The organism is Citrobacter sp. Marseille-Q5395, assembly GCF_947057495.1.
GTDB classification, from domain to species: domain Bacteria; phylum Pseudomonadota; class Gammaproteobacteria; order Enterobacterales; family Enterobacteriaceae; genus Citrobacter; species Citrobacter murliniae.
Window position 1 is genome coordinate 286,104 of sequence record NZ_CAMSEL010000001.1, and the last position, 26,009, is coordinate 312,112.

A 26,009-nucleotide genomic window follows, 5' to 3' on the forward strand; every position below is an offset into this window, starting at 1 on the left:
CATTAAGCGTGGTCTGAACAGGGCAAGACTCTGTGCTGAACGAGTCAGCATCTTATGTGTAAGAATCAGTCCGTGACAGAAAGCGCATCATAGTAGAAGTCATCAATCTGTGCAATTTTTATACAATCATCATGACTGATTAAAGCGAAATAACGGTAACAAATAGCGCTGAGACTGCGACACAATGGTCTCCAGAGTTTCAGGAGCCAGCTGACGCCACAGGCGTTGATACCAGATATCATCGCCTTCACCACGCACCATCATGTTGCCTTCATAAGCCTGCAAAAACTTATTTCGTGCTTTTTGCAGCGTATCATCGTCATCTAACATGGCATCATTTACGGCGTCATAACAGGTTTTTATCCACGCCCCACCACTTTCCGGTAGCACCAGCAAAGGCGATGACATGCCTTCCCGATACCCCTCAATAAGTTGTGACAGATACAGTAACGCCTGCTCTGCTTCCAGTGGAGGGAAACGCCATTCCCCGTCTTTACGCAGGAACAAACGGCTCTCTCCCGCTCCGCCACTGGCACAATAGACAAGATGTTCCAGCCAAAGTTGCACCCCCTGGGACACACTTATTAAAGATGGGCGCCAGCGCAACAAACCATCTTCCTGGACCTGTGGTAACCAACCCGTGATTTGCACACCGTTGCAGCTCAGATCAATTTCCATGCTCTGGCAAGGCTGGCGAGAGGCAATAATGCGATCGGCAAGCGACTGCATCTCCTGACGTTGGGTATCCCAAAGAATCTCACCAAATGCCCCATAAGGAAGCGAGCCAGCCGCACGGAAGCGACGGAACAAACGCTCGGCGTCGTTCTCTTCCACCAGCGTGTTAAGCAACTGCTGGTTAAGCTGATAGCGGGTTAACCTCTCAAGGGTAAAAGGCTCCGTTTCCGGGATCTCACTCTCTTCAGAACGGAAATTCACTCGTAGCCGCATCTGGAAGAAGGCCCGAACCGGATGAGCCCAAAATCGTTGTAGCGTTTCCAGCGTCAGGGTTTCAGGCATCGTAAAGTGGAGTGGCTGAACAAAATCAGCGTGTGCCTTACCTGACATGTTCGCCGCTGGCAGCCATTCACGCGCATAACTTTGCTGTTCGCCTGGCTGAAAGTTTTGTACATCAAAAGGCATACGGGTGTGCAAACGGGTAATGTGGGCTTTTACTTTGGTTTCGCTTTCATCGCTGGTGAGCAATTCATCACCCGGTAAGTAGTGGCTTTGCCCAATATAGTCCATTAACTCCTGCACCAGTACCGACGGAAAGCGTTCACTGTTGTCCTGAATTGAACGCCCAATGTAGCTGATATAGAGCGTTTGCTGCGCCGAGATCAGTGCTTCCAGAAACAGATAGCGATCATCATCACGACGACTTCGGTCACCCCGCATCGGCTTTTGACTCATCAGGTCAAAACCCAACGGCGCAAGCTGGCGCGGATAAACACCGTCGTTCATGCCTAACAAACACACCACTTTGAAAGGAATGGAACGCATTGGCATCAGCGTACAAATATTCACCGGACCAGCAAGGAAACGCTGACTGATACGTTCCTGGTCTAGCCGCAAGGCTAGCTCATCGCGTAACAGTGAAAGTGGAATAGCACCGCGATACTCAGCCCCCAAACCTTCGGCAATAATAGCCTGCCACTGTTGTTCAATGAGCGTCATCGCCGCTTCGGTTTCTGCATCCGGCAGGAAGAAATCATTGAGCATGTCACGACAGACGGGTAGCCATTCCTCCAGCGGACGCTCCTGGGCCAACCCCCGGCGCCAGAGATTTAGCTGCATCAATAGCGAAGCCAGATGCCCCACCAGCTCGGCAATCAAACCGCTGGATTCATCATACGGCAATACCGATTGCCACTCGCCCTGCGTGCTTTCCATCGCATAGCCCAGCAGCATACGCGTCAGACCAAATTGCCAGGTGTGCTGGCCTGTCGGTGGTAGTTCCAGTTCGCGAACGTTGTCGTCGTCAATTCCCCAACGAATACCTGACTCATTAACCCACAGGCGAAGATAGCGTAATCCCTCTTCGTTGATGTTGAAGCGCGCCGCCAGTACTGGGACGTCCAGTAATGCCAACACATCTTCTGAGACAAAACGGCTGTCCGGCAACGACAGCAGGCTGATAAAGGCCTGTAAAACGGGATGGGACTGACGTGCACGGCGGTCAGAAATGGCAAACGGTAAATATCTATCAGCTGGCGCGCTGCCAAAAACGGCCTGAATGAATGGGCTGTAGCTGTCGATATCCGCTACCATCACAATGATGTCACGCGGCGTCAGCGTAGGGTCCGCTTCCAGCATCGCCAGCAAACGGTCATGGAGGATTTCCACCTCACGCTGTGGGCTATGGCAGACATGGAAACTCACACTGGTGTCATTCGGCTCAAGCAACCGTTTATTGTCGCTACGCGAATACTCCTCCAGATTGACGCCTGCCACAGCCCGGCTTTCCAGCTCAAGGATGTCCGACTGAATGTTACGCAAAAGATTGTCGGGCGTGATATCGACAAACGCATCCAGTTCCTGGCTGTTTTCCAGCTCAGACAGCAGGTAAATATAGTCACGCCCCAGTTTTCCCCACGAGGCCAGCAGCGGATTGCTGACATCCTGCTCGCCATCACTGTTAAACAACCCCTCGGCATTTTGGCTATCACGAAACAACGGCAGCTCTCTTTCTTCAAAGCTGTGCCGACGCTGGCGCGCCAGCAGCTTAGCCAGATACGCAGGATCTTTAATGTCACCCCAGTAGTAACGACACGGATTAGTGAATAACAGGTGAATTTCGATATGCTTACCCAACGCCTGCAACGCCTGAAGATAAACAGGCGGCAACGCCGAAATACCGCAAATAAAAACGCGCGAAGGTAGCCCTTCCGGGCAGCTTGTTGCACTTTCCAGGGTCTGAATAAACCGTTGATATAAATTAGCGCGATGCCAGCGTGGTTGTCCCAGTTCAGCGGTATATTCCACCAGCGCTTTCCACAGTGGTGCCTGCCAGGCCTGAGACTCTCCTAAACCTTCAACCAGCCTTCCCTCCTCCCACTGCGTTAACCAGTCCGGACGGTAGACTAAATATTGGTCAAAAAGGTCGGCTGCGCGTGAAGAAAGCTGAAACAGCTTACGCTTGTCGGTATCGTCAGTCAGATAGTGACGCAGCAGCGTGAAGTCATCTTTTTCCAGTAATTGCGGCAGCAACGTCATCAGCTTCCAGCTCATACTCTGTTTACTGAACGCACTCTCTTTCGGGATCTCCGGCAATACGCGCACAAACATATCCCAGATAAAACTCGCAGGTAGCGGAAAATCAATGTTGGCGGCAATACCAAACTTCTGTGCCAGGGTCATTTGTAACCATTGCGCCATACCGGTACTTTGAACCAGGATCATCTCCGGTTCAAAAGGGTCGTCCAGTCGCTCCCGCTCGACGATATATTCCATTAACGCTTCCAGCACATCCAGGCGATTGGAGTGGTAGACCCTTAACATAGCGACTCCTGACTACTGACGATTTGAGCAGTGCAGACGTGTCATTTGACCCTGCCTGCCCATAGGGGACGTAATTTTAACATTGATGCTGACACATCCCGCCTGCGTTGTCTGCATTCGGTTTACCTGCCAGTTCAAAGGCGGCGAAAACACATGCAGTTGGCTTTGCTGCCACGCGTAACGCCAAAGCTGCTGGTACTGATTTCTGCCCAAGAAACTGTTCATCAATGCTCGTTGATACCCCGACAGTGTGGTCACAATCATGATCATCAACACCATTGCCAACATGACTTCCGGCAGGCTAAATCCACGTTGCCGGTTCAGGGGATCTGGCATAATGCCAGCGTCTTTAACGGGCAGAAATCGCTCCAGCCATGTGCAGAAAACTTGATATTGCCGTCTACAACCTCGCCCTGACGCCATAGAGATATCCCTTCGTATTGAGCAATAAGCAACACGTTATTATTAGCAAGCAGTCGCAGACAAACGTCTGCATTCTGCATTGCATAGGACCGACACTGAACATCGGGTTGCAAAAGCCAGCGTTGCATACGCCCCCATTCCATCGCAGATTGCGCCACGGCCTGGCGTTGCAAAGACTGGCTTTCCATTGCAACGCGAGAGGCAAAACTGGCTTCCTGTCTGCTAACGCCCTGCAACAACAGACTACCGAGCACCAGAAGTAAAAGTACCAGCGCAAGGGACGATACACCTCGTTCCCGGTTCACAGATTAAATCCTGTCACGCTGTACAGCGCTTCGATCACTCTTTGTGGTTCGACTTTACTGGAGCCACGCAGACGCAGAATGAGGACGGGCGCAAACCCGCTAACATTCTGGCGTTCCACCTGAAATGACTCAATCTGAATGGTTACAGGATCGGTCATGCTATCCCAGCCCTTTCCTGCGCACGACGTCGCACCGCGCAATGTCTCCAGCGCCTTGTTTTGTAGGCGAAATCCAATCTGCTCGGCTTCTTTCGCCGGATTCGTCTCCCAGATACCGTTACTGTTTGCATCCCACTGCACAATAACGCAATCGCGCTGACCCGATATTTTCAGCCCTTCACCGTGACAGCGTCCGCGGCAGTAGCCCGCCCGCTGGAGATGCTTCGCTACGGTATAAACACGTTGCCAGATCTCATCTTCAAGCACTAACTGGTGTGTATTGTGCAAAATACCGCGCTGCAGGGCAGGTAAAAATCGCGCTGAACCCAGAAGTAAAACACTGCTTATCGCCATCGCAATCAGCACCTCCAGCAGTGAAAAACCGCGTTCGTTTAGCGACATAGATTTGCCTCATCACGCTCGCAAAGTCTGATTCTCCCCCAACCTGATACCACCAGATTTAATTCACCAGCCGCATTTTTCAGGCGAATATGCCCGGCCCATGCCGTGTTCCGTAGGCCAAAAAAAGCCAGCGAAGGCGTTATCTCCACCATCTCAATATCGTCCCAGAGCGGCATAAACAGCCACGGCGAGGAAGGCTTACATGACTCATGAGCATCGGCAGAGCTAACAAAACACCATGACGCTCCCTCTCTGATAACGCTGATAACGTGGTCGCGGTTATGCCAGTTGGCATCTTCACGAAGTTGCAGCAAATAATCCCGTACCTGACAGGCGGTTTGCCACAACCGTTGTTGCTGCTGCCAGCGTTGCCAGCCATAAAGTCCTGTGGCACTTAGGGCGACAATAATGAGCATCGCAACCAGAGTTTCAATTAGCGTATAGCCTTGTTGTTTTTTCATGTCGCCAGTATGGCGTGAGGGAATGAAATAACGAGCAGTGAATTCGGGTTATTCGGCGGGCTGCGAGGAATATTTTCCATGTTGCAGCGTATTACAACTTTTGCAGGAATCAGCATCGAAAAACTGACGCGAAGGCAAAAAAAAACCGACGCGCTATGGCGTCGGTCGTGGCAGCATGACGTTCGATCAGATGGCGACCGGCGCTTTGATGCCTGGGTGCGGATCGTAGCCTTCAATTTCGAAATCGTCGAAACGATAGTCGAAGATAGACTCAGGTTTACGCTTGATAACCAGCTTCGGCAGCGCGCGGGGTTCACGGCTAAGCTGCAGGTGAGTTTGTTCCATATGGTTGCTGTACAGGTGCGTGTCGCCGCCAGTCCAGACAAAGTCACCGACTTCAAGATCGCACTGCTGCGCCATCATGTGGACCAGCAAAGCGTAGCTGGCAATGTTAAACGGCAGGCCGAGGAACACATCGCACGAACGCTGGTACAGTTGGCAGGAGAGCTTGCCGTCAGCCACGTAAAACTGGAAGAATGCGTGGCACGGCGCCAGCGCCATCTTATCCAACTCACCCACGTTCCACGCGGAAACGATGATACGGCGAGAGTCCGGGTCGTTTTTCAGCTGGTTTAAAACAGTCGTAATCTGGTCAATATGGCGGCCATCCGGCGTTGGCCACGCGCGCCACTGTTTGCCATAAACCGGGCCTAAATTGCCATTTTCATCGGCCCATTCATCCCAGATTGAGACATTATTTTCATGCAGATAAGCAACGTTGGTGTCGCCCTGCAAAAACCACAGTAGTTCATGAATAATGGAGCGCAAGTGGCAGCGTTTAGTTGTAACCAGCGGGAACCCTTCCTGCAGGTTAAAACGCATCTGATGGCCAAAAATGGAAAGCGTTCCGGTTCCGGTACGATCGTTTTTCTGTGTGCCTTCATCCAGCACTTTTTGCATCAGTTCTAAATACTGTTTCATGGTTCCTCAGGAAACGTGTTGCTGTGGGCTGCGACGATACGCCCAAACCATCATGATAATACCGGCGACAATCATCGGGATAGACAGGATCTGCCCCATGCTGATGTATTGTACCCATGCGCCGGTAAACTGCTGATCCGGTTGGCGGAAAAATTCAACGATGATACGAAACGCACCATAGCCAATCAGGAACAACCCGGAGACCGACCCCATCGGGCGCGGTTTACGAATAAACAGATTAAGTATGATAAACAGCACAACCCCTTCCAGCGCCATCTCATAGAGCTGGGAAGCGTGGCGTGGCAGTGAGCCGTAAGTATCGAAAATAGACTGCCATTGCGGATTAGTTTGCAGCAGTAAGATATCTTCTGTACGCGAACCAGGGAACAACATGGCATAGGAGAAGTTCGGGTCGACACGTCCCCACAACTCGCCATTAATAAAGTTGCCCAGACGACCGGCACCCAGGCCAAACGGAATCAACGGTGCGATGAAATCAGAAACCTGGAAGAACGAGCGCTTGGTACGTTTGGCGAAGATAATCATCACCAGAATCACACCTATAAGACCGCCGTGGAAGGACATACCGCCATCCCAGACGCGGAACAGATACAGCGGATTATCAAGGAAGAGAGGGAAGTTGTAGAACAGTACGTAGCCGATACGCCCACCGAGGAAAACCCCGAGGAAGCCTGCATAGAGTAAGTTTTCTACTTCGTTTTTGGTCCAGCCACTCCCTGGGCGATTAGCACGGCGAGTCGCCAGCCACATCGCAAAAATAAACCCCACCAAATACATCATGCCGTACCAGTGAAGTGCGACGGGTCCAATTGAGAAAATGACCGGATCGAAATCCGGAAAATGCAGATAGCTACTGGTCATCTGTCACCACAAGTTCTTGTTATTTCGCTGAAGTCAGACAGCAATTGATAAGCGCGCCTGCATAATGCAGGCGCTCCGAAGTTGCGAATGATAGCACAAGGGGATCACAGCGGATGCCGATTACAGTTAAAAGATATGTATACGCCCTCGTCTTTCAAGCTGCATCTTTGTTGGTTGCGTTCACTCACCGGAGGCAGCCTCCGGCTGTTCAAATTCGTTCCTGACGAATTTGTCACGGACTTACCTGTTCAATACACTCAAAATACATTGGGTGTAGCTACTGTTTCCCGCCCTGGTTTCATAATCCCCCGCGAATTAAACCGCCCATGCCACGACGCTCCATAAATGCCGCCACCTGATGGCGTACTTCTGTCGCTAGCTGCGCTTCCAGGCTGCGCTGAGCCAGCGTTTGCGCTTCATCAAAATCGATATGTCGCAGCAGATATTTTACTCGCGCCACGGAACGACCGTTCATCGACAAATGACGGAAGCCCAAACCGATTAGAATAGTTACACACATCGGATCGCCCGCCATTTCACCACACAGGCGCAAATCGATACCACTTCGCTCAGCTTCCTGCGCAATCATCGCCAGGGCACGTAACATTCCCGGATGCAGGCTGTCATAAATGCTGGCGACACGTGTGTTGTTGCGATCGACCGCCAGAATATATTGAGTAAGATCGTTAGTCCCGACCGATATAAAATCGATCCTGTTCGCCAGATGCGGCAACATAAATACCATCGACGGGACCTCCAGCATAATGCCGATGCGTGGTTTCGGGATCGCATAGCCGATCATCTCTTCCACTTCGCGTCCGGCACGTTCAATCAAACGTCGTGCTTCGTCCACCTCATCAATACTGGTTACCATCGGCAGCAAAATACTTAGATTGCCGGTTGCTGCATTTGCCCGCAGCATCGCTCGTACCTGGATCAGAAAGATCTCCGGCTGATCGAGTGTAATGCGGATCCCACGCCACCCGAGGCACGGATTCTCTTCACTGATTGGCATGTAAGGCAGCTGCTTATCCGCCCCGACATCCAGCGTGCGCAGCGTCACAGGCTTGTCGTTAAACATTTGCAGCATCCCTTGATACTGCGCAACCTGCTCTTCTTCCGATGGAAAGCCACTTTGCAGCATGAACGGGATTTCGGTGCGATACAGACCAATACCGTCGATCCGACTACCCAGCTTCTGCTCATGTTCGGGACTAAGTCCGGCATTGAGCATCACCTTAACGCGCTCGCCGCTTTTCAATTGTGCAGGTTGATTAACATCATCTTCTGCCAGGCGACTCAGCTCATTCTCTTCACTGATGAGGCGCTGATATTCCTGTATCAATACAGGTTCCGGATCGACCAACACCTCGCCGCGATAACCATCCACCACCAGCGTGCGACGATGCAATACCGATGGCTGGATATCAGCCCCCATCACGGTGGGGATACCCAACGCACGAACCATTATCGCCGCATGGGAGTTGGCGGCACCGTCCCTGACCACAACCCCCACAAGCCGATCCTGTGGAAGTTCCGCCAGAGTGGTAGCTGAGAGTTCATCGGCTACCAGCACAAAACGCTCAGGCCAGGCATTCGGCCCCTGGATGGAGTCATCAAGATGGAACAGCAAGCGCTGACCGAGCGCACGTAAATCCCCGGATCGCTCTTTAAGATAGCTATCACTCAGGGCAGCAAACTGTTCGGCAAACTTCTCGATGATCGTTTTAACGGCCCACTCTGCCACTGAACCGTTATCCACTTCAGCAAACAGCTCACGGCGTAAACGGGTATCAGAAAGCAGGTGCGAGTAGAGATCAAAGATCGCCGCCGTTTCTTTCTGCGCCCCGGCAGCAAAACGCTTACTGTAGCGGCGGAATTCGTTAGCAGCTTCTTCAAGCGCTCCGGTCAGTCGTTCTCGTTCCAGCGCAGGATCCAACGTTGACGCCTGATACACCTGCTCCATCAACGGCAGCGTGGCATCCTGCCAGCCTTCAGCAATTGCCACACCGGGCGCTGCGGGCAGCGCACGAATGCGCGTTTGGCGGTATTGACCGAACAGCGCGGTAAGCTGCGACTGAGAAAGAATGGCTGCCATTTGCGTGGCAAGCGTGACCAGGAAGGACTCTTCACTTTCATCGTACTGGCGCAACTCGCGCTGCTGTACGACCAGCACACCTAATAGCTGGCGGCGCTGGATGATCGGGACGCCTAAGAACGCACGAAAACGCTCTTCTTTCACCGAAGGAATATATTTGAAGCTCGGATGTTTTTGCGCATCGGCAAGGTTGATAGGTTCCGCCAGCCTGCCAACCAGGCCAACGATCCCTTCATCAAACGCGAGTGCAACAGTGCGACCGCGTGGTTTTTTGAGTCCCCGGGTCGCCATGAGGTAATAACAACGTCGGTCGTGGTCGGCCAGATAGACCGAGCAGACCTCTGTATCCATCGCAAGACAGATGTCAGTAACCAGAATATTCAGCGCCTCATTAAGGCGTGGAGCACTGGCTACCTTTTCGACTATTTCGCGCAGGCGGGTGAGCATAATTTGCGTAGCTTAACCTCTTTTACGTCTGTACGCAGGCGGGCTTTGCGGCTTAGGAGTACTTTCCTGAAGCGCCATCACAACACTTGCGAATTCTTTCATCACCCTGCGATAAACATCGCGTTTAAATGACACCACCTGTCGAACCGGATACCAGTAACTCACCCAGCGCCAGCCATCAAACTCAGGTGTACTACTGGTTTGCATATTGATTTCAGCATCGCTACTGATCAATTGCAGAAGAAACCATTTTTGTTTCTGGCCGATACAAACCGGCTTCGTGTCCCAACGCACCAAACGTTTCGGTAACTTGTAACGCAACCAGTTACGAGTAGAAGCGAGGATCCGTACATCTTTACGGCTGAGCCCCACTTCTTCAAAGAGTTCCCGGTACATCGCCTGCTCTGCTGTCTCTCCTGCGTTTATCCCACCTTGTGGAAATTGCCAGGAGTGCTGACCAAATCGCCGGGCCCACATGACCTGCCCCTGGCGGTTACAAATTACTATCCCTACATTCGGGCGGTAGCCATCGTCATCAATCACCGGACTACCTCAACATAAACCTTATATACAAACGATTGTTTCACACTCCTGGGAGGCGGTAAACCACTCTGTTAAGGACACGATACTCTAATAACAATTGAATAACTCACAGCAAAGGCCCGAGTTATAAACAGAGGGAGCACTGCCAGGACGATTTTATTCACCTTTTCTGTGGATATAGTTGTGAAGAAGTACGGAATTACTATGGGAAAACCCGGAACAGTCTGAATAAGACCTTCGTCACACATAAAAAATAGTCTTATATATTCATTAAGTTAAACTCGGGATCAGGAGATAATCACACAGAAACGTGACGATCATCACGCATACGATCTTCGAGCTGATGAAAGATCAACCAGCGTTGGTTTTATCCACAGATTATGCCAATAAGTTAGGCACAATTTGTGTAAAAATTCGATTTTCGTCGCACGTCAAGGCTGTAAATTGAAACAGTAGTAGGGATTTTTCACAGTTATCCCATCTTTCTGTGGATAACATGGTGTAAGATCCTGTTCATTGTCAGTGACCAGAATTGGAAAACCTGAATTGCTGTTGCGCAACTCCGCGAATTGAAATCTAAAAACCAATATAAATCATATAATTGAATATAGCATGTGGAAAAAGATAAACTCTGTCCACACGGTATAAAATCATTGCTCATTTTTTCGCCTAAGGTATAACCCAATGCCAGAACTCCATCCGTTACTTTTACCTCCTGAATCTGAGACTCAGTTGCTTACCCAGGCACGACAACTCTCAGGCTACGCTTTGGGAGAGTTGGCGACGATGGCGGGTCTTGTTACGCCAAAGGATTTAAAGCGGGACAAAGGCTGGATTGGCGTGCTGCTGGAGATATGGCTTGGCGCCAGTGCGGGCAGTAAGCCAGAACAGGATTTTGCCGCGCTCGGCGTGGAGCTGAAAACAATCCCTGTGGACAGTCTTGGCAGACCGCTGGAAACCACCTTTGTTTGCGTAGCGCCACTGACCGGCAATACAGGCGTAACGTGGGAAACCAGCCATGTCCGGCACAAACTCAAACGCGTACTGTGGATCCCCGTTGAAGGTGAACGCAATATACCGCTGGCTGAACGGCGCGTCGGCTCTCCGCTACTGTGGAGCCCAAATGAAGAAGAGGACCGACAATTGCGTCTGGACTGGGAAGAGTTAATGGACATGATTGTGTTGGGTCACGTCGAGCGCATTACCGCTCGCCATGGGGAAGTCCTACAACTACGCCCAAAAGCCGCCAATGCCAGAGCGCTTACCGAGGCTATTGGTGCCAATGGCGAACCAATCCTGACCTTGCCACGCGGGTTTTACCTTAAAAAGAACTTCACTCGTGCCTTATTGGAGCGACATTTTTTATTCCAGCCCTAATAGGCACTGCCCGGCCTTTCACCCGCCGCGTTACGGGCCTATAATTAGCGCTTCTTTTTTTTGGCAGGACTTTGTTCGATGTTATTTGCATGGATAACCGATCCTAACGCCTGGCTTGCGCTCGGTACGCTGACGCTGCTGGAGATCGTTCTCGGGATCGACAATATTATTTTCCTCTCTCTGGTAGTTGCCAAACTTCCGACCGCGCAACGCAGTCACGCCCGACGTATTGGGCTGGCGGCAGCGATGCTCATGCGTCTGGCTTTGCTGGCCTCTATCGCCTGGGTAACTCGTTTGACAAACCCGTTATTCGAGGTGTTTGGCGAGGCGATATCCGCACGAGATCTCATACTTCTGCTCGGTGGATTATTCCTGATCTGGAAAGCCAGCAAAGAGATCCACGAGTCGATTGAAGGTGAAGAGGAGGGGCTGAAAACTCGCGTATCCTCTTTCCTGGGTGCGATTGTGCAGATCATGTTGTTAGACATTATTTTCAGTCTGGACTCCGTCATCACCGCGGTAGGCTTGTCCGATCATCTGTTTATCATGATGGCGGCGGTGGTCATCGCCGTGGGTGTGATGATGTTTGCAGCACGCCCAATAGGCGAGTTTGTGGATCGTCACCCTTCGGTAAAAATGCTGGCACTCTCTTTCCTGATTCTGGTTGGTTTCACGCTGATTCTGGAAAGTTTCGATGTCCATGTACCGAAAGGATACATTTATTTCGCCATGTTCTTCTCTATCGCGGTAGAGACCCTGAACCTGTTGCGCAATAAAAAAAATCCGCTCTGATAAAATCTGTCGCTCCCCGCAAGGGGAGCGAATAGCCTCATCATCTTCCCCTTCTCACAGATTAAGATTTTCCCTCTTTCGTCCTGCATAACTTCGCGTTATTACTAAACTATTGTCAGACGCAGGCCATGTGAGGATAAACAGATGAAAAAATGGGCAGTTTTAATTTCCGCCGTAGGATTGGCTTTTGCAGTTTCCGGATGCAGCAGTGATTATGTGATGGCGACAAAAGACGGTCGTATGATCCTGACCGACGGTAAACCGGAAATTGATGACGATACCGGTCTGGTGAGCTATCACGATCAGCAAGGCAACGCGATGCAAATTAACCGTGACGATGTGTCTCAAATTATTGAACGTTGATGGTTGAGGTCAGCAATGCTGCTGGCCTTAACAATTTTTGCTTCCCTTTTTCCCTTCCCTCAGCCATTTTTATAATCCTTATGTCGTGATTATAAAAAGGAAACGGCTATGCAATATCACCGTATACCCCACAGCTCGCTGGAAGTCAGTACACTGGGGCTGGGCACAATGACGTTTGGTGAACAAAATAGCGAAGCCGACGCACATGCACAGCTCGACTATGCCGTTGCACAAGGCATAAATTTAATCGACGTTGCCGAGATGTATCCGGTACCGCCTCGCCCTGAAACTCAGGGGCTCACAGAAACTTACGTCGGCAACTGGCTCGCCAAACATGGTAGCCGTGAAAAACTGATCGTGGCCTCGAAGGTCAGCGGTCCGTCACGTAACAATGACAGCGGTATTCGCCCCGATCAGGCGCTGGATCGTAAAAACATTCGCCAGGCGCTGAATGACAGCCTTAAACGCCTGCAAACCGATTATCTGGATCTGTATCAGGTACACTGGCCTCAGCGCCCTACCAATTGTTTTGGCAAACTTGGCTACAACTGGACGGATTCCACACCGGTAATTACTCTGCTGGAAACACTGGAAGCTCTGACTGAATTTCAGCGTGCGGGGAAAATTCGCTATATCGGCGTTTCCAACGAAACCGCATTCGGCGTGATGCGCTATCTGCACCTTGCTGACAAACACGACCTGCCACGCATCGTCACCATCCAGAACCCATACAGCCTGCTGAACCGCAGCTTCGAGGTTGGGCTCGCGGAAGTCAGCCAATATGAAGGGGTTGAACTGCTGGCCTACTCTTGCCTGGGTTTTGGTACCTTAAGCGGTAAATATCTGAACGGCGCTAAACCTGCCGGAGCACGTAATACACTGTTTAGCCGTTTCACGCGCTACAGCGGTGAACAGACGCAAAAGGCTGTCGCCGCTTATGTAGATATCGCGAAACGTCATAATCTGGATCCAGCCCAGATGGCGCTGGCGTTTGTTCGTCGCCAGCCGTTTGTCGCCAGCACTCTGCTGGGAGCCACGACGATGGAACAGTTAAAAACCAATGTCGAAAGCCTGCATCTGGAATTAAGCGAAGAGGTACTGGCGGAGATTGAAGCGGTGCATCAGGTTTATACCTACCCGGCACCGTGATCATGCGCATTGTGTGCCGGGTAAAGCCAAACCGCTACCCGACACACAAATTAATGACGGCGTTGCCAGACCCACAGCGCCGTAATCGCCAGCGCAAATAAGCCGCCAAACCCGATGCCAATCGCGACCGCCGGAAGCCCCACCAGAACCGCTAACGAGTAGATGCCGAGCATTAGCAGCATAGCGCTGTTTTCGCCCAGGTTTTGCACCGCAATAGCATTACCCGCACCAACGCTTTTTTTGCCCCGCTCCTGCAGCAACGCATTCAGAGGCACAACAAAAAAGCCGCCCAGTACACCGATAAGCATCAGCAACGCATAGGATGGAAGCAGCGCATGTTGCAGAGACAAAAACAGCACCCCCACGCCAATCAGGATCCCCGCCGGCATGCAGCGAGACACCGTTTCCAGCGTTACCAGCTTAGCTGCCGCTCCGGCACCAACTACAATCCCGATAGCCACCATAGCATTGAGATAGGTTGGCGTGGCGTTATCAGTGATGCCCAGAGCCACCGGTACCCATAACACCAGCAGAAAACGCAACGTCACACCTGCGCCCCAAAAAAGGCTAGTACCTACTAACGAAAAACGTGTTTCACCGTCACGCCATAACGAAGACGCTGCGCAGAAAAAACTACGTGTCATTTTCCCCAGATGCCACGATTGCCCGGGACGAGCAGCGGCCAGTTTTGGAATATACAGGTTAGCCAGGACGGCTCCGGCGTATGCCAGCGCGCAAACAGAGAGTGCGGCAATGACATGCCAGTCGGCCAGAACGCCGCCAGCGACAGATCCCAACAAAATAGCTGCGATGGTTGAAGCTTCCATCAGTCCGTTGGCTTTCACCAGTTTGTCGCCAGTGGTCAGCTCGCCGAGAATGCCATATTTGGCCGGTGAATAAGCCGCAGCGCCAATACCCACCAGCGTATACCCCAGAAAAGGGTTAAAACCGAAGCAAATACTCGCCGCACCCAATAGCTTGAGGCCGTTGGCGAACATCATCACTCTGCCCTTGGCAAAGCTATCCGCCACCTGTCCGACAAAAGGCGCAAAAAGAATGTAAGCGCCCACAAACACCATTTGCAGGATCGGTTGGCTCCAGTCCGGGTAGAATTGCGCCTTCAGCAACGCCAGCGTGGCGAACAGCAACGCATTATCGCCAAACGCCGACAGAAACTGCGCGGCGATAACGGACAACATCCCTTTAGACCAGATTGAAGTGTTAGTGTGTACTGACTCAGGCATGTTGTTCTTCCGGTTCATCAACCCAGCTTTTTAGCGTGACAAAATCAGGCTTACCGCTGCCAAGTAGAGGGAGTTGTTTCAGGTGGCGGATATCACGTGGCACGGCAAGTTCCGGAACGCCATGGGCGCGCGCATACTGCAGCAATTTATCTCGTGTCAGCTCTCCATCCGTGGTGAACAGCACCAGCGCCTCGCCTTTACTGGCATCACTCTTGATAGCCGTAGCATGCATTTTGTCGGCGGATACCGCCAACGCCAGTTGCTCAACCATTTCAAGTGAGACCATCTCGCCGGCAATTTTGGCAAAACGTTTAGCACGCCCCTGAATTTGCACGAAGCCGTTCTCATCAAAGCGTACGATATCACCGGTGTCATACCAGCCGCGTTCAAGCTCGCCTTGCGCATTCTCTGCTGTCGGCACTTCCAGTACACCGGGTTTTTCGACGCGCAAATAGCCGTTCATAATATTAGGGCCTTTCAGCTGTAAACGCCCACCCTCCTCAATCCCGGGAACCGCCAGCAGTCGGGCATCCATCCCCGGTAGAATACGCCCTACCGTGCCCGATTTTGCCGCCATCGGCACGTTAATCGAGACGACTGGCGCACATTCCGTCACCCCATAGCCTTCGAGGACACGCAGGCCAAACTTCTCCTGCCACAACTGCCTGGTACTGTCTTGCAGCTTTTCTGCTCCCGCCACAACATAGCGCAGGCGGTGGAAATCATAAGGATGTGCGAAGCGTGCGTAGTTACCGAGGAACGTTGAGGTACCAAACAACACAGTGCAGTTCCGGTCGTATACCAGTTCTGGCACGATACGATAATGCAGAGGACTGGGATAAAGAAACACTTCAGCACCAGTCAGTAACGGTGTGAAAAGTCCCACAGTCAGACCAAAAGAGTGAAACAACGGTAGCGCTGACATAAAGCGATCGTCAGCGGTAAAATCGGCAATAGTTTTAATTTGCTCGACGTTAGCCAGGATACTTTTGTGGCTGTGCACTACGCCTTTCGGGTGACCCTCAGAGCCAGAGGTAAAGAGGATCACTGCAGCCTCTTCAGGTTGCTGCTTGACCTGCGCCAGATGCGGCATCAGCAGATGAGAAAAAATCCACAGCTTGTCACCCAGGGTAACATCGGCTTTTAAATCTTCCAGATAAACCCAGCGTACCTGAGTAATCTGCTCCGGCAGATGCCAGAGTTTGCCTTTATCGAGAAACTGTCGGGAGGTAAAAATGGTTTTGATTTCAGAAGCGGTAATTGCACTGGTTAACCCTTTTACGCCCGCCGTGTAGTTCATCATTGCCGGGATGCGTCGGCGAGCCATAGCGCCAAAGATAACGGCTGCGCTGATACCCGCGTTTGGCAGCATCAGGCCGATTTTCTCGCCTTCCGCGCTGTACTTTTCCAGAATTCGGGCAACAAACAGCGTTTTAGTCAGCAGTTTGCGATAGCTATCCGGAGTAAAGTTAACGTCTTCAATGCAGTTTTTACCTGCGCCAAAGCGGTATTTCGCCGCCAGAAGGGATTCATACAACGTTTCGCGAGGGCGCACCGCCATGCGCGCTTCCATCATAATCTGATGCAACATTTCACCGGCAATCTTGCGACGATCGCGGGCGCGCGGCGCTTCAGGCATTGGCAGTGCCGTTGGCGGCAAAATGTGTAGCCGGATACGTGGGAAGAATCGCTGCTTAACCAGACCCTTCAGCCGGCTGAAGTGACTAAGTTCTGCCCCTTCAATGCGCACAGGTACCACCGTCGCCCCTGATTTTGCCGCGACAAAACCGGCACCGTCATAGATTTTCATCAATGATCCGGTCGTTGAAATACGGCCTTCCGGGAAGATAACCACCGGGCGTCCCTGCTCAACCAGGCGAACCAGATGTTTAATCGACATCGGTTTAGTTGGGTCCAACGGAACGAAATCAATCAATGGGGTTAACCAGCGCATATACCATTGCTGGCTGATAGAAGTATAAACGGCAAAGACGGGGCGAATGGGCAGGAACAGCGCCAGAAGAATACCATCTATAAATGAGACATGATTGGGAGTGATTAGGATGCGTTCTCCCTGTAGCGCACTAACATCGCCCATGACGCGAACACGAAAAAGTACGCGAAACAGAATACGAAATAACCCAAATAGCATCTCAACTCCCTGTACCATCAATTATCTAAAGATGAATGGTGGCAGATTATACGAGTTGGGGATTGCGTGCGACAGGTAAATAGAAGACGAAAAAAAACCTGCGCATCCGCGCAGGTTGGTGCAAGAGACAGGTACGAAGTGCGTACCGAATAATCTCACCAATCAATACCTCTGGGATCTTGATTGTGGTCGTCACCCGACTGATTCGCCAGTACGAAAACGCAAAGGAATGAACGTAAATGCAACCAGTTGTGTAAATTATCGGTTACTGTTACAGATACGCCTGAGATAAAAAAAAACCTGCGCATCTGCGCAGGTTGGTGTAAATCTTGTGATCAACCCGAAAGTTGATTTCACCTATCAATACCTCTGGGATCTCAACTTTAGCAATGTGGCCAGTTCCCTCACCAGCGAACAATCGCAACAGCCCATCGCAAAGTGTAAGCAAAGGTTTTCATTTCCCCCTTTCTGTCTTACTTCGCTCGTGCGCGCTCACATTTGCGACGTTCTGGCGGGCAATCTGCTTGAACAGCCAGCCATTTTCCGTAACACTGGCGGAATGTAAGCGTTTACCCACAACAGGTACTATCATGGCGACCATAAAGGACGTAGCCCGACTAGCTGGTGTATCAGTCGCCACCGTTTCTCGAGTGATCAATGATTCCCCTAAAGCCAGTGAAGCCTCGCGCCTGGCTGTAATGAGTGCCATGGAATCACTCAGCTACCACCCCAACGCCAATGCGCGTGCACTGGCACAACAATCCACTGAAACCATCGGACTGGTGGTAGGTGATGTGTCAGATCCTTTCTTTGGGGCAATGGTAAAAGCTGTCGAGCAGGTGGCCTATAATACCGGAAACTTTTTACTGATTGGCAACGGCTATCATAACGAACATAAGGAGCGTCAGGCGATTGAGCAGCTTATTCGTCACCGTTGCGCCGCTCTCGTTGTACACGCGAAAATCATTCCGGATGCTGAACTTGCGTCGTTAATGCAGCAGATCCCCGGCATGGTGCTCATCAACCGAATCCTGCCCGGCTTCGAGCAACGCTGCGTTGCCCTGGATGACCGTTACGGGGCATGGCTTGCCACCCGGCACCTTATCCAGCAAGGCCATACACGCATCGGTTATCTGTGCTCCAATCACACCATTTCGGATGCAGAAGATCGTCTGAAAGGCTATTACGATGCATTGGCAGAAAGCAATATACCGGTGAACGAACGGCTGGTGACCTTTGGTGAACCGGATGAAAGCGGCGGGGAACAGGCCATGACCGAGCTGCTTGGTCGTGGAAAAAGCTTCACTGCGGTAGCCTGTTATAACGACTCAATGGCAGCCGGTGCCATGGGCGTATTAAATGATAATGGTATTGATGTACCGGGCGAAATATCACTGATTGGCTTTGATGATGTGCTGGTTTCACGCTACGTGCGCCCACGGCTGACAACGGTGCGTTATCCTATCGTGACGATGGCAACGCAGGCCGCTGAACTGGCGCTGGCGCTGGCGGAAAAACGCCCGGTGCCCGAAATTACCAATGTATTTAACCCAACTCTGGTACGCCGACATTCCGTTTCAACGCTGACAGAGCCAGGGAATTCATCGTCAAACGATTAAACAGGATTGCGTCATAGTTCCAGCGCTAAGAGTTCGTTAATGGTCTGGCGACGGCGAATCAGCCGCGCCACTCCGTTATCAAACAGGACTTCCGGCAGTAGCGGGCGGCTATTATAGTTCGACGACATCGACGCACCGTACGCCCCGGTATCATGCAGTACCAGATAATCACCCGGTGCCACCGCAGGCAGCAGACGGGTCTCAACTTTACCGCCCTCCTGCTGGGTAAACACGTCGCCGGACTCGCACAACGGACCCGCAACAACGGTTTCTCGTTGAGGCTCCAGCTCCAGCGAACGGCCATCCCCCGCCAGCGCGGAGATATGATGATAACTGCCATACATCGCCGGGCGCATCAGATCGTTAAAACCTGCATCGATCAACACGAAGTGGCGGCTCCCCATCTCTTTTACGCTGCGCACCTGCGCTACCAGTACGCCCGCTTCCGCGACCAGGAAACGTCCCGGCTCAATCTCAAGCTTCACCGGATGCCCAAGATGTCTGGCGATCTGCTCACGCGCGGCGTTCCACAAACCGAAATAGTGATCGGTATTGATCGCCTCTTCTCCTTCGCGGTACGGGATCGACAAACCACCGCCTGCAGAGATCGCCTCGAGATCCTGGCCAAACTCCATCACCTGGCGCACCATCGCGCCACATACCTGCTCCAGGTGTCCGTAGTCCACGCCAGAGCCGATATGCATATGAATACCGACCAGATTCAGTTTATAACGCTGAATGACGTCCAGCGCTGCTGGCAGATCGCTGTACCAGATTCCGTGCTTGCTGTTTTCTCCACCAGTATTGGTTTTCTGACTGTGCCCGTGACCAAATCCAGGATTGACGCGCAGCCATACGCGGTGACCCGGCGATACCTGACCAAGCTGTTCCAGCATATCCACTGACCCGGCATTAACCGGAATTTGTAACTCATGCACCCGTGCCAGCGTCGCTTCATCAATCATATCGGCAGTAAAAACGATCTCATCTTTACCCGCGACATAGCCTGCAGCCAGCGCACGTTCAATCTCACCTAACGATACCGAGTCCACCTTCACGCCCTGCTCGCGCATCAGACGCAGAATATGAATGTTCGAACATGCCTTCTGGGCAAAGCGCACCACGTCGAACTGATTCAGTTTAGCGATCTGCGCACGGATAATCTGCGCATCGTAGACCCATACCGGGCAGCCAAATTCGGCAGGCAGACGCAGCAGGTTGTCGGCGGTCAGGTCAGTATCGGTGTTATTAAGCGAGCGTGGCATAGCGGACTCCGGTATTCATTTTTTTATGATTACGCCACAAGCTAAAGAGAATAAAAAATATCGTTTTATCGCGAGTCTATGCAAAAATGATATGTACTACCTGATTCGAGGAACGCCCATGCCTGCCGTTAACCTGCGACACATTGAAATCTTTCACGCCATCATGACAGCGGGCAACCTGACGGAAGCTGCACGGATGCTACACACTTCGCAACCCACAGTCAGTCGGGAACTGGCGCGATTTGAGAAAGTATTGGGGTTAACGCTGTTTGAACGTACTCGTGGTCGACTGCAGCCAACGGTACAGGGCCTACGGTTATTTGAGGAGGTACAACGCTCCTGGTATGGTCTGGATCGCATTGTTAATGCCGCAGAAAGCCTGCGAGAATTCCGCCAGGGCGAGCTGTCAATTGTTTGCCTGCCGGTGTTTTCACAATCGTTTTTACCTACCCTACTGCAACCGTTTCTGGCTCGCTATCCGGACGTGAGTCTGAACATCGTTCCGCAAGAGTCACCGCTGCTTGAGGAGTGGCTTTCAGCCCAGCGCCACGATCTGGGATTGACGGAGACCTTGCACACGCCCGCAGGCACTGAACGTACTGCACTGCTGACGCTTAACGAAGTATGTGTCCTGCCTTCAGGACATCCGCTAAGTGCGAAAGCCATACTAACGCCAGAAGACTTTCAGGGTGAAAATTACATCAGCCTGTCACGCACAGACAGTTACCGTCAGTTGCTGGATGCTCTGTTTAATGACCATCAGGTTAAACGTCGAATGGTCCTGGAAACGCACAGCGCCGCGTCCGTTTGCGCGATGGTTCGTGCCGGCGCAGGGATCTCGGTCGTAAACCCACTCACTGCGCTGGATTATGCCGCCAGCGGCGTTGTCGTTCGACGTTTCAGTATCGACGTACCGTTTACCGTTAGCCTGATTCGCCCGTTACACCGACCGGCATCCGCACTGGTCGATGCATTTACGGCACATTTGCAAGCTCATCTTCCCACCCTAATCGATCCGCTGGATGCTATTTTGGATCCGCTTACGACAGCATAAACTCCACCGCATCAGCCGCGTGAATCGCAGCCGTATCAAACACCGGCAGCGGACTCATCTGCGCCGGAACCAGTAGGCCAATCTCGGTACAGCCAAAAATGACGCCTTGCGCGCCCTGACGAGCCAGGCCATCAATCACATTAAGGTAATAATCTCGCGAAGTGTCACTGAATTCACCCAGGCACAGCTCTTCGAAGATTATCTGGTTAATCTTCTGCCGGTCATCCTGTTCGGGGATCAACGTGTTAATACCAAACTCTTGCTGTAGGCGTCCACGATAAAACTCCTGCTCCATGGTGTAGCGCGTACCGAGTAGCGCCACGTTAGACATTTTCTGCTGGCTGATGGCCCTGCCCGTTGCATCAGCAATATGCAGGAACGGCACCTCGCAGGCCGTTTCAATCGCCCCGGCGACCTTATGCATCGTGTTGGTACACAGAACGATCCCTTGAGCCCCCGCCTGCTGAAGCCCCATGGCGACCTGCGCCAGAATCTCACCAGCCTGCTGCCAGTCGCCACTTGACTGGCAAGCTTCAATCTCGTGGAAATCTACGCTATGCAGCAGGATCTGCGCCGAATGCAGGCCTCCCAGACGTTTCTTCACACCTTCATTAATGAGTCGATAATAAGGAATAGTGGATTCCCAGCTCATACCGCCTAACAGACCGATGGTTTTCATCTTTTTTTCCTTGTTCGTTGGTGTCGCTCCAGTGAACCAAAGATGTGATCAACTTTCCACATCTGTGAGCCTGCGTTTCCTTTTAATTATTTATGATATAAATTTAATGAAACATTGTTTCAACATAATACAGGACCGCCGGATGTTTATTTTTCATAAAGAAACCACCCTCGAAGATCTGGGCAACGGCGTTACCCGCCGCATCCTGGCTCACGACGGCAAAATGATGGCTGTTGAAGTGAATTTCGAGCAAGGCGCAATTGGTCCGATGCACAACCACCCGCACGAACAGCTCACTTATGTGTTATCCGGCGAGTTTGAATTTACCATTGGCGAAGAAAAGCATGTTGTCCGCGCAGGCGACACGCTGTACAAGCGACCCAATATTATGCATGGCTGCGTTTGTTTAAAACCAGGCACATTACTGGATACTTTCACCCCCGTACGCGAAGATTTCCTGAAAGCATAATTCCACCGTTCTCAGGTCACCCTTTTAGCTTCTTATCTGAAATGTAAGGGATAAAAGATAAAAAACCCTGCTGTTTGGCAGGGTTTTTGTTTGTCGATACAGGAAGAAGACCCGTTAACGTGCCAGCCAGCCGCCATCTACTGCAACGGTATAGCCGTTGATGTAGTCAGATGCACTGGACGCCAGGAATACAATTGGCCCTTTCAGATCGTCTGGTAATCCCCAACGTCCCGCCGGGATGCGATCGAGAATTTCTGCACTACGTTGCTCATCAGCACGCAGCTGTTGCGTGTTGTTGGTTGCCATATAGCCCGGAGCAATCGCATTAACGTTGATGTTGTGTTTTGCCCACTCGTTCGCCATCAGACGAGTTACGCCCATTACACCACTTTTTGATGCGGTATAAGACGGAACGCGGATGCCGCCCTGGAAAGAAAGCATAGAGGCGATGTTAATAATTTTGCCGCCCTTGCCCTGCGCGATGAAGTGCTTAGCCGCAGCCTGAGACATAAAGAACACGCTCTTAATGTTCAGATTCATCACGTCGTCCCAGTCTTTTTCGCTGAAATCGATCGCGTCGTCACGACGAATAAGACCTGCGTTATTGACCAGAATGTCGATATGACCGAATTCTGCAACTGCACGCTCCAGCAGCGCCGGGATACCGTCGATTTGACGCAGGTCTGCAGTCAGACTTAAAAAGCGGCGGCCCAGTGCGGTAACACGTTCGATAGTTTCAGTCGGCTCAACAATATTGATACCCACGATATCGCAACCCGCTTCAGCCAGGCCCAGCGCCATACCCTGCCCCAGACCAGTGTCACAACCTGTCACAACGGCGACTTTACCTTCAAGAGAGAATGCATTCAAAATCATTATTAATCCTTACTTTTTATAATGCCTGTCACAGACAGGCAGGGTTGCCGCCCGCAACTAGCGCAGATCTTTTACTGCAACGTGGTCCATATCATCGAAGACCTGGTTTTCACCGACCATGCCCCAAATGAACGTATAAGCTTTTGTACCGACGCCAGAGTGAATAGACCAGCTTGGAGAAATTACTGCCTGCTCGTTATGCATCACAATGTGACGCGTTTCCTGAGGCTGCCCCATCATATGGAAAACGCAGGTGTCTTCTTCCATGTTGAAGTAGAAATAAACTTCCATGCGGCGTTCATGGGTATGGCACGGCATGGTATTCCACAGATTACCAGGTGCCAGTTCCGTCAGACCCATGCTCAACTGGCAGGTTTCCAGTACGTCTGGTACAAAATATTTATTGATGGTACGACGGTTACTGGTGAGATCATCACCCAGAGTCACTGGAGCAACATCGGCTGGGGTCACTTTTTTGGTTGGATAGGCTGTATGTGCCGGTGCGCAGTTATAGTAGAACTTGGCTGGTTTTGTCGCATCGATGCTTGCAAACACAACTTCTTTCGCCCCTTTTCCCACATACAACGCATCGCGGTGACCGATTTCATAGCACTGGCCGTCAACGGTAATTGTGCCCGGACCACCGATGTTGATCACACCGAGTTCGCGACGTTCCAGGAAGTAGGTTACGCCCAACTGTTTGCCCACTTCGCCACCCACGGATACGGTTTTTGCCACTGGCATAATGCCGCCAACAATAATGCGGTCGATGTGGCTGTAAACCATGGTGTATTCGTCAGCGACAAACACTTCTTCTACCAAAAACTCATTGCGCAGCGCCTGAGTGTCCAGGGTTTTAGCATGCGCACTATGGATGCTTTGTCTTACGTCCACATTTACCTCCAGTGATAAATTGACCGTGAATTCTTGAACGGATAACAAAACACCGTTCCGTTTTTAACTAATGGGTTAATGATATCCCTCCCGGAACACGTTTTCAATTACAAATAAAACGATGTTTCACTTTTTCTGCATCTTATTATCAAAAGTGTAGTTGCGATCACGTTAGGGTCTCAAAAATAGCGGAAAAAATGATAGCAAAGGCATATAAAAACCATATAAAACAATAAAATAGATTATTAATTAAATAGTGATTCAGCAGTGGTTGAGATAATGCACTGAAAATACAGAGTTAACCAGGACGGCTACCGAAGAAGGAGATATTGCAGGTTAGAAAGACGACGGTAGCGTACGCGCCAAGTCAAAGCCCATGCGGAAGGTAAAACTATACCCAAAATAATTCGGGTGGCCTGTAGGTGGCAACAGAGCGAAGCCCCGGGAGCTTACACAAGTAAGTGACTAGGGCCAGGAGCCGTTTTGAACACTGCGGAGCGGCGGTCCGTAAGGGCGAGACTCATGGTAAGCCAAGTAACGCACAGCTAACATCCAGGCAACTTGAAGTATGACGGTATTCAGGCATGAATTCTTGTGTGCTTGTATTAAAGATATCACTCACCGACGCTGTCACATTTGCATGGGACAGCGCAGCAGAAGAGCGTGTTTGAAAGGGGAGTATAAAGCGCTTCAGTCTCGTTCAATGGCGAGCGCGACGCCCTGGCCGCCACCGATACACAGCGTAGCCAGGCCTTTTCGCGCCTGACGTTTGACCATCTCATGTACCAACGACACCAGAATACGACAGCCGGATGCGCCAATAGGATGGCCAAGCGCGATGGCTCCACCATTGACATTGACCCGCCTCTCATCCCATTCCAGCACTTTTCCCACCGATAACGCCTGGGCAGCAAATGCTTCGTTAGCTTCGATAAGATCAACATCAGCCAGCTGCCAGCCGACTCGTTCAAGACAGCGACGGGTAGCATACACTGGCGCAATCCCCATTAGCGCAGGATCGACCCCGACGCTGGCAAAAGCTCGAATACGCGCCAGTATGGGCAAATTCAGCTCCTGCGCCTTGGCTTCGCTCATCATCATCACGGCTGCGGCGCCATCATTTATCGACGACGCATTGCCCGCCGTGACAGAGCCTGAACGATCAAATGTGGGATCCAGTCGCGCCAGCCCTTCAGCACTGGCATCCGTTCTCGGCTGTTCATCGGTATCAACAACGATCGATTGTCCGTTACGTTGGGTCACGACCGGCACAATCTCATCTTTAAAACGCCCGGCGTCGATCGCCATACGCGCTTTATGCTGAGAGCGAAGCGCGTAGTCATCCTGCAATTCGCGGCTAATTCCGTATTCCCGCGCCAGGTTTTCGGCGGTGACGCCCATATGGTAATCGTTGAAAGCGTCCCACAAACCGTCATGAACCAGGCTGTCCACCAGTTGGCTATTGCCCAGTTGCGCGCCGGTGCGGCTATCGGTGAGAACATGGGGTGCGCGGCTCATATTCTCTTGTCCACCAGCAATCACAATATCGGCTTCACCACACTGGATAGCCTGCGTTGCCAGATGCAGCGCTTTGAGGCCCGAACCACAAACATCGTTAATAGTGATAGCAGAAACGGTATTGGGTAATCCCCCATTGATAGCAGACTGGCGCGCGGGATTCTGCCCGGCTCCTGCGGTGAGCACCTGCCCGAGGATCACTTCGTCAACAGCATGGACATCCACGCCTGTGCGTTCCAGTAACGCCCTGACCACCATGCTGCCTAGCTCAACGGCAGAGTGACGCGCCAGCGTCCCCTGGAAGCAGCCAATGGGTGTCCTTAACGCCCCCACTATCACAACCTCTTTCATCACCACCTC

At 51.7% G+C, this 26,009-nt stretch carries 23 protein-coding genes; 7 read left to right on the forward strand and 16 right to left on the reverse strand.

Translation table 11 applies throughout. The features are described from left to right. Positions 1 to 129 precede the first annotated feature (129 nt). From recC to rppH, 9 genes are all read right to left on the reverse strand, one after another. Positions 130 to 3,498 carry an exodeoxyribonuclease V subunit gamma gene (gene recC / locus OH663_RS01300; RefSeq protein WP_200009926.1) on the reverse strand — a complete coding sequence of 1,123 codons (3,369 nt, stop codon included), beginning with the start codon at positions 3,496 to 3,498 and terminating at the stop codon, positions 130 to 132. A 12-nt stretch (positions 3,499 to 3,510) separates the two neighbouring features. Then, on the reverse strand, positions 3,511 to 3,834 hold the full coding sequence (locus OH663_RS01305; RefSeq protein ID WP_048220636.1) for a prepilin-type N-terminal cleavage/methylation domain-containing protein: 324 nt from the start codon (positions 3,832 to 3,834) through the stop codon (positions 3,511 to 3,513). Further along, on the reverse strand, positions 3,819 to 4,226 hold the full coding sequence (locus tag OH663_RS01310) for a DUF2509 family protein (protein WP_045446992.1): 408 nt from the start codon (positions 4,224 to 4,226) through the stop codon (positions 3,819 to 3,821). The genes OH663_RS01305 and OH663_RS01310 overlap by 16 nt, the downstream gene beginning before the upstream one ends. Then, on the reverse strand, positions 4,223 to 4,786 hold the full coding sequence (locus OH663_RS01315) for a prepilin peptidase-dependent protein (protein ID WP_200009927.1): 564 nt from the start codon (positions 4,784 to 4,786) through the stop codon (positions 4,223 to 4,225). Before OH663_RS01315 ends, OH663_RS01310 begins: the two co-directional genes overlap by 4 nt. Continuing rightward, entirely contained in the window at positions 4,777 to 5,247 is a 471-nt protein-coding gene (locus tag OH663_RS01320) for a prepilin peptidase-dependent protein (protein WP_045446998.1), read from the reverse strand. The genes OH663_RS01315 and OH663_RS01320 overlap by 10 nt, the downstream gene beginning before the upstream one ends. A gap of 186 nt (positions 5,248 to 5,433) precedes the next feature. After that, positions 5,434 to 6,228, reverse strand: coding sequence for a thymidylate synthase (thyA, locus tag OH663_RS01325; RefSeq protein WP_045447002.1), 795 nt, complete (start codon positions 6,226 to 6,228; stop codon positions 5,434 to 5,436). A gap of 6 nt (positions 6,229 to 6,234) precedes the next feature. Beyond that, positions 6,235 to 7,110 carry a prolipoprotein diacylglyceryl transferase gene (gene lgt, locus OH663_RS01330; protein WP_045447005.1) on the reverse strand — a complete coding sequence of 292 codons (876 nt, stop codon included), beginning with the start codon at positions 7,108 to 7,110 and terminating at the stop codon, positions 6,235 to 6,237. 298 nt (positions 7,111 to 7,408) lie between these two features. Further along, positions 7,409 to 9,655 carry a phosphoenolpyruvate--protein phosphotransferase gene (gene ptsP, locus OH663_RS01335; RefSeq protein WP_045447008.1) on the reverse strand — a complete coding sequence of 749 codons (2,247 nt, stop codon included), beginning with the start codon at positions 9,653 to 9,655 and terminating at the stop codon, positions 7,409 to 7,411. A 12-nt stretch (positions 9,656 to 9,667) separates the two neighbouring features. Beyond that, positions 9,668 to 10,198, reverse strand: a complete 531-nt coding sequence (gene rppH / locus OH663_RS01340) for an RNA pyrophosphohydrolase (RefSeq protein WP_045447012.1) — start codon at positions 10,196 to 10,198, stop codon at positions 9,668 to 9,670. A 684-nt stretch (positions 10,199 to 10,882) separates the two neighbouring features. On the opposite strand from rppH, the gene mutH reads away from it, so the two are divergent. The 4 genes from mutH (at position 10,883) to OH663_RS01360 (ending at position 13,879) form a co-directional block, all read left to right on the forward strand. Further along, the gene (mutH, locus tag OH663_RS01345) at positions 10,883 to 11,575 is read left to right on the forward strand and encodes a DNA mismatch repair endonuclease MutH (RefSeq protein ID WP_045447015.1); all 693 of its coding nucleotides are present in this window, start codon (positions 10,883 to 10,885) and stop codon (positions 11,573 to 11,575) included. Positions 11,576 to 11,653: 78 nt separating this feature from the next. Next, positions 11,654 to 12,367: a TerC family protein gene (locus OH663_RS01350; protein ID WP_045447018.1), complete on the forward strand. Its 714-nt coding sequence runs from the start codon at positions 11,654 to 11,656 to the stop codon at positions 12,365 to 12,367. Positions 12,368 to 12,511: 144 nt separating this feature from the next. Beyond that, positions 12,512 to 12,730 (forward strand): lipoprotein YgdR, encoded by a 219-nt coding sequence (gene ygdR, locus OH663_RS01355; RefSeq protein ID WP_000758660.1) that lies wholly within the window; start codon positions 12,512 to 12,514, stop codon positions 12,728 to 12,730. A gap of 108 nt (positions 12,731 to 12,838) precedes the next feature. Continuing rightward, on the forward strand, positions 12,839 to 13,879 hold the full coding sequence (locus tag OH663_RS01360; protein ID WP_045447022.1) for an NADP(H)-dependent aldo-keto reductase: 1,041 nt from the start codon (positions 12,839 to 12,841) through the stop codon (positions 13,877 to 13,879). A 50-nt stretch (positions 13,880 to 13,929) separates the two neighbouring features. On the opposite strand, the gene lplT is transcribed toward OH663_RS01360, so the two are convergent. After that, positions 13,930 to 15,123, reverse strand: a complete 1,194-nt coding sequence (gene lplT / locus OH663_RS01365; protein WP_045447032.1) for a lysophospholipid transporter LplT — start codon at positions 15,121 to 15,123, stop codon at positions 13,930 to 13,932. Further along, entirely contained in the window at positions 15,116 to 17,275 is a 2,160-nt protein-coding gene (gene aas, locus OH663_RS01370; protein WP_045447034.1) for a bifunctional acyl-ACP--phospholipid O-acyltransferase/long-chain-fatty-acid--ACP ligase, read from the reverse strand. The genes lplT and aas overlap by 8 nt, the downstream gene beginning before the upstream one ends. Before the next feature lie 590 nt (positions 17,276 to 17,865). On the opposite strand from aas, the gene galR reads away from it, so the two are divergent. Beyond that, entirely contained in the window at positions 17,866 to 18,894 is a 1,029-nt protein-coding gene (gene galR, locus OH663_RS01375; protein ID WP_045447037.1) for an HTH-type transcriptional regulator GalR, read from the forward strand. Positions 18,895 to 18,905: 11 nt separating this feature from the next. On the opposite strand, the gene lysA is transcribed toward galR, so the two are convergent. Further along, the gene (lysA, locus tag OH663_RS01380) at positions 18,906 to 20,159 is read right to left on the reverse strand and encodes a diaminopimelate decarboxylase (RefSeq protein WP_045447040.1); all 1,254 of its coding nucleotides are present in this window, start codon (positions 20,157 to 20,159) and stop codon (positions 18,906 to 18,908) included. Positions 20,160 to 20,277: 118 nt separating this feature from the next. Between lysA and OH663_RS01385 the strand changes: the two genes are divergently transcribed. Then, entirely contained in the window at positions 20,278 to 21,213 is a 936-nt protein-coding gene (locus tag OH663_RS01385) for a LysR family transcriptional regulator (protein ID WP_200009928.1), read from the forward strand. Here OH663_RS01385 and OH663_RS01390 read toward each other — a convergent pair. Next, the gene (locus tag OH663_RS01390) at positions 21,200 to 21,892 is read right to left on the reverse strand and encodes an aspartate/glutamate racemase (protein ID WP_263525674.1); all 693 of its coding nucleotides are present in this window, start codon (positions 21,890 to 21,892) and stop codon (positions 21,200 to 21,202) included. The two genes, OH663_RS01385 and OH663_RS01390, sit on opposite strands and share 14 nt — an antisense overlap. Before the next feature lie 142 nt (positions 21,893 to 22,034). Here OH663_RS01390 and OH663_RS01395 point away from each other — a divergent pair, with 142 nt between their 5' ends. After that, the gene (locus tag OH663_RS01395) at positions 22,035 to 22,361 is read left to right on the forward strand and encodes a cupin domain-containing protein (protein WP_045447048.1); all 327 of its coding nucleotides are present in this window, start codon (positions 22,035 to 22,037) and stop codon (positions 22,359 to 22,361) included. A 114-nt stretch (positions 22,362 to 22,475) separates the two neighbouring features. On the opposite strand, the gene kduD is transcribed toward OH663_RS01395, so the two are convergent. The 3 genes from kduD to OH663_RS01410 form a co-directional block, all read right to left on the reverse strand. Beyond that, positions 22,476 to 23,237, reverse strand: a complete 762-nt coding sequence (gene kduD, locus OH663_RS01400; protein ID WP_045447052.1) for a 2-dehydro-3-deoxy-D-gluconate 5-dehydrogenase KduD — start codon at positions 23,235 to 23,237, stop codon at positions 22,476 to 22,478. A gap of 57 nt (positions 23,238 to 23,294) precedes the next feature. Next, positions 23,295 to 24,131 carry a 5-dehydro-4-deoxy-D-glucuronate isomerase gene (gene kduI, locus OH663_RS01405; protein WP_045447055.1) on the reverse strand — a complete coding sequence of 279 codons (837 nt, stop codon included), beginning with the start codon at positions 24,129 to 24,131 and terminating at the stop codon, positions 23,295 to 23,297. Positions 24,132 to 24,821: 690 nt separating this feature from the next. Continuing rightward, complete coding sequence (locus tag OH663_RS01410) at positions 24,822 to 26,000, reverse strand: acetyl-CoA C-acetyltransferase (protein WP_045447057.1); 1,179 nt, start codon at positions 25,998 to 26,000, stop codon at positions 24,822 to 24,824. Positions 26,001 to 26,009 lie beyond the last annotated feature (9 nt).

Excerpts from the sequence above, each read along its gene's own strand:
- ptsP (WP_045447008.1), bottom strand. The coding sequence starts at position 9,655 with ATGCTCACCCGCCTGCGCGAAATAGTCGAAAAGGTAGCCAGTGCTCCA.
- OH663_RS01315 (WP_200009927.1), bottom strand. The coding sequence starts at position 4,786 with ATGTCGCTAAACGAACGCGGTTTTTCACTGCTGGAGGTGCTGATTGCG.
- OH663_RS01305 (WP_048220636.1), bottom strand. The coding sequence starts at position 3,834 with ATGCCAGATCCCCTGAACCGGCAACGTGGATTTAGCCTGCCGGAAGTC.
- ygdR (WP_000758660.1), top strand. The coding sequence starts at position 12,512 with ATGAAAAAATGGGCAGTTTTAATTTCCGCCGTAGGATTGGCTTTTGCA.
- OH663_RS01320 (WP_045446998.1), bottom strand. The coding sequence starts at position 5,247 with ATGAAAAAACAACAAGGCTATACGCTAATTGAAACTCTGGTTGCGATG.
- OH663_RS01360 (WP_045447022.1), top strand. The coding sequence starts at position 12,839 with ATGCAATATCACCGTATACCCCACAGCTCGCTGGAAGTCAGTACACTG.
- lplT (WP_045447032.1), bottom strand. The coding sequence starts at position 15,123 with ATGCCTGAGTCAGTACACACTAACACTTCAATCTGGTCTAAAGGGATG.
- aas (WP_045447034.1), bottom strand. The coding sequence starts at position 17,275 with ATGCTATTTGGGTTATTTCGTATTCTGTTTCGCGTACTTTTTCGTGTT.
- lysA (WP_045447040.1), bottom strand. The coding sequence starts at position 20,159 with ATGCCACGCTCGCTTAATAACACCGATACTGACCTGACCGCCGACAAC.
- galR (WP_045447037.1), top strand. The coding sequence starts at position 17,866 with ATGGCGACCATAAAGGACGTAGCCCGACTAGCTGGTGTATCAGTCGCC.
- OH663_RS01395 (WP_045447048.1), top strand. The coding sequence starts at position 22,035 with ATGTTTATTTTTCATAAAGAAACCACCCTCGAAGATCTGGGCAACGGC.
- thyA (WP_045447002.1), bottom strand. The coding sequence starts at position 6,228 with ATGAAACAGTATTTAGAACTGATGCAAAAAGTGCTGGATGAAGGCACA.
- mutH (WP_045447015.1), top strand. The coding sequence starts at position 10,883 with ATGCCAGAACTCCATCCGTTACTTTTACCTCCTGAATCTGAGACTCAG.
- lgt (WP_045447005.1), bottom strand. The coding sequence starts at position 7,110 with ATGACCAGTAGCTATCTGCATTTTCCGGATTTCGATCCGGTCATTTTC.
- OH663_RS01385 (WP_200009928.1), top strand. The coding sequence starts at position 20,278 with ATGCCTGCCGTTAACCTGCGACACATTGAAATCTTTCACGCCATCATG.
- kduD (WP_045447052.1), bottom strand. The coding sequence starts at position 23,237 with ATGATTTTGAATGCATTCTCTCTTGAAGGTAAAGTCGCCGTTGTGACA.
- OH663_RS01350 (WP_045447018.1), top strand. The coding sequence starts at position 11,654 with ATGTTATTTGCATGGATAACCGATCCTAACGCCTGGCTTGCGCTCGGT.
- OH663_RS01410 (WP_045447057.1), bottom strand. The coding sequence starts at position 26,000 with ATGAAAGAGGTTGTGATAGTGGGGGCGTTAAGGACACCCATTGGCTGC.
- recC (WP_200009926.1), bottom strand. The coding sequence starts at position 3,498 with ATGTTAAGGGTCTACCACTCCAATCGCCTGGATGTGCTGGAAGCGTTA.
- OH663_RS01390 (WP_263525674.1), bottom strand. The coding sequence starts at position 21,892 with ATGAAAACCATCGGTCTGTTAGGCGGTATGAGCTGGGAATCCACTATT.